Annotated in this window: 3 protein-coding genes; 2 read left to right on the top strand and 1 reads right to left on the bottom strand. The window is 62.2% G+C overall.

Translation table 11 applies throughout. From position 1 onward, the window contains the following. Nucleotides 1-262, bottom strand: a 262-nt coding sequence (locus DBR24_RS03940; protein ID WP_146188949.1) for a multidrug efflux SMR transporter, incomplete at its 3' end; no start/stop codon positions are given. Between the two features lie 108 nt (nucleotides 263-370). Between DBR24_RS03940 and DBR24_RS03935 the strand changes: the two genes are divergently transcribed. Then, nucleotides 371-1,267, top strand: coding sequence for a LysR family transcriptional regulator (locus tag DBR24_RS03935; RefSeq protein WP_123470846.1), 897 nt, complete (start codon nucleotides 371-373; stop codon nucleotides 1,265-1,267). 11 nt (nucleotides 1,268-1,278) lie between these two features. Next, nucleotides 1,279-2,297 (top strand): lipid IV(A) 3-deoxy-D-manno-octulosonic acid transferase (gene waaA, locus DBR24_RS03930; protein ID WP_128613956.1); only part of this gene is annotated, 1,019 nt, incomplete at its 3' end.

Genomic DNA, 2,297 nt, shown 5'->3' with positions numbered 1-2,297 from the left:
TCGCCGGCACGTCCAGCTTCTGCCCATAAATGAACAGCGCCGCGATGCTGACCAGCACGATCCCCATGCCCGCCCAGACGGCGTAGGCCACACCCACCGGTACGGAGCGTACCACCAGGGTCAGCATCCAGAAGGCGATGCCATAACCGACGATCACCAGAATCAGCGGCAGTGGTGTGCTGATGCCTTTGACCGCTTTCATCGACACGGTGGCGATCACTTCGGCGCAAATGGCAATGGTCAGATAGACGTAGGCGTTCATGGTTCAAACCCTCAAATGAAACGTTGCTTTCAGGGCGGCATTCTAGTGATTCGTCAGATGGGGTAAAGTCATTACCTATCTGTTTTGAAGATGGGTTGGTGGGGCGGTATGCAGTGGAATCTTGATCAGCTCCGAGTGTTTGTCGACGTCGCCGAACAGCGTTCGTTTTCTGCCGTTGCGCGCCGGCAGCGCAAGGCGCAATCGGCGATCAGCAGCGCGATTGCGATGCTTGAGGATGATCTGGGCGTCAGCCTGTTCGAGCGTAGCAGCGGTCGCCAGCCCTCGCTCACCGAAGCCGGCGAGGCACTGCTGGAAGAGGCGCGGGAAGTCTTGCGTCAGTGCGAGCGTCTCAACGGCCGGGCAATGGCGATGCTGCGTGGCCAGGAAGCACAGTTGCGCGTGGCGCAGGACGAAGCGATGCCCTATCAGGCGCTGGTGGAAAGTTTCGGCGCACTGGCCGAGCAGTTTCCGAGTCTGGAGGTGCAGTTGACCAGCGCCGCCCAGGGCGAAGTCGCGCGCAAACTGGTGGAGCGCCGGGCCGATCTCGGTCTGTTGTTTTACCACGATGAAATTCCCGAGGCGCTGGAGCGCCGGGTGCTGGGCAGTGTGGAAATGGTCACCGTGTGCGGCATCAACCATCCGCTGGCGGCGCAGTCCTACGTGACGTGTCAGCAGTTGGCGCAGCACCGGCAATTGCTGATGTCGACGCAAACCAGTGTCTACCCCGGCAATGAGCCGGCCAGCCCGCAGGTGTGGCGCGCTGACAGTTTCTACGTGATGGCCGAATGGCTGGTGCGCGATCTCGGTTGGGCCTGGCTGCCACGGCATGTGGTGCAGTATTCCGCCTATCAGGGCCTGATGGTCGAACTGGACAGCGAATGGACACCGCCAGCACTGGTGGTGGAACTGGTCTGGCGCCGCGATGAACCGCTGGGGCCGGCGGCGCGCTGGCTGGCTGAACGTTTTGCCGTGCACTTGCGGGCGATCGGCGATAAAAGTCGATAAACTCCGCCGCCATGAATAGAACTCTCTACACCGCGCTGTTTTACCTGGGGCTGCCATTGGTGGCGATTCGGCTGTGGCTGCGCTCGCGCAAGGCCCCGGCGTATGCCAAGCGGATTGGCGAGCGCTTCTCTTACGGGATGCCGTCACTGCAGCCCGGCGGGATCTGGGTGCACGCCGTGTCGGTGGGCGAAAGCATTGCCGCCGCGCCAATGATTCGCGCCTTGTTGCAACGTTATCCACAGTTGCCGATTACCGTGACCTGCATGACCCCGACCGGTTCGGAACGGATTCATGCCTTGTTCGGCGACGAGCCGCGCATTCAGCATTGCTACCTGCCTTACGACGTGCCGTGTGCGGCGGCGCGCTTTCTTGATCGGGCACAGCCGAAACTGGCGGTGATCATGGAAACCGAACTGTGGCCCAACCACATTCATCAGTGCGCCAAACGGGGGATACCGGTGGCGCTGGCCAACGGCCGACTGTCCGAACGTTCGGCCCGGGGTTATGGCCGCTTCAGCAAACTGACCGCGCCGATGCTGGCGGAAATGAGTTTTTTCGCGGTACAGACCGAAGCCGAAGCCCAGCGCTTTCGTGATCTGGGGGCACGGCCGGAGACAGTCGAGGTTACCGGTTCGATCAAGTTCGACCTGACCATCGACCCGCAACTGCTGCAACGCGCCAACGCACTGCGCGGCCAATGGCAGGCGCTGGAACGCCCGGTGTGGATCGCCGCCAGTACCCACGAGGGTGAGGACGCAGTGGTGCTCGACGCCCATCGTCGTCTGCTGACGAACTACCCGAATGCGCTGCTGATTCTGGTGCCGCGCCATCCCGAGCGCTTCAACTCGGTGTTCGAGCTGTGCCAGCGTGAAGGCTTTGCCACGGTGCGCCGCTCGACCGGTGCCAACGTCGAGGCACACACCTCGGTGCTGCTCGGTGACACCATGGGCGAGTTGCTGTTTCTCTATGCGTTGGCCGACAGCGCTTTCGTCGGCGGCAGTCTGGTGCCGAACGGCGGGCATAACCTGTT

It is taken from the genome of Pseudomonas sp. HMWF006 (assembly GCF_003061205.1).
Taxonomy (GTDB): domain Bacteria; phylum Pseudomonadota; class Gammaproteobacteria; order Pseudomonadales; family Pseudomonadaceae; genus Aquipseudomonas; species Aquipseudomonas monsensis.
The sequence above is the reverse complement of the archived record's forward strand: the minus strand, read 5'-3'. Positions and strand labels throughout refer to the sequence as shown.